Genomic DNA, 671 nt, shown 5'->3' with positions numbered 1-671 from the left:
AGCGTGCAGACAGAGTTACCAAAATGTGCACCAGAGACTGGATTAACCTGACCAGTTAATTTTCCAGATTGGTATCATACCCATATACGTGAGCAATAAAGTAACCCAGTAGAAACCATTATCCACTTGCTGAAACTGCTCAGATGAGAAGAGTGTTGAAAGCTGACTCTCTGACCACCTTGAGCGCTGCTTATCAGCTTTTATAGACTTCTTGAAAGTCGCTTTGATATCTGCAGACACGTTTCTTTCAATCAAAGACATGGTCGCACACCAACGTATAAATTGACTTAACGCCGCGTAATAATCTTTACAGCTTTTTGCTGAAAGACTAGAGCTATTGAGAGTCTTAATGTACTCCATCAGTGTCATCGCAGTTATTGTTGATAAACCAGATAGCGCTGTGCTCTCAAAGAAAAAGGTAATGCGCTGTTTCAACTGATGGACAGTCAATGCACTGACCCCTTAAACCTCTTTGAACTCTAGAAAGTGTTCTAACGCTTCACTCCAATGCTTTTCTTCACTCAAACGCTTAGAAGTATGACTTATGGAAGGTATACAACCTAAATGTAAGCGATCATCCTGCTTCTGTGATTGTAATACCAATCTAAGTAAAAATATGATCTAATTGAGGCTGTTACTTCTTCGTGAAAAAAGACGCTATGGACAGCCTC

General features: G+C 40.2%; 1 protein-coding gene. It reads right to left on the bottom strand.

Going from position 1 to position 671, the window contains the following annotated elements; all coding sequences use genetic code 11:
- Window positions 1-42: 42 nt before the first annotated feature.
- Complete coding sequence (locus tag Q1A70_RS20240; protein ID WP_299695847.1) at window positions 43-450, bottom strand: hypothetical protein; 408 nt, start codon at window positions 448-450, stop codon at window positions 43-45.
- Window positions 451-671 lie beyond the last annotated feature (221 nt).

The sequence above is a fragment of the uncultured Vibrio sp. genome, assembly GCF_947488985.1.
GTDB lineage: Bacteria > Pseudomonadota > Gammaproteobacteria > Enterobacterales > Vibrionaceae > Vibrio.
The sequence above is the reverse complement of the archived record's forward strand: the minus strand, read 5'-3'. Positions and strand labels throughout refer to the sequence as shown.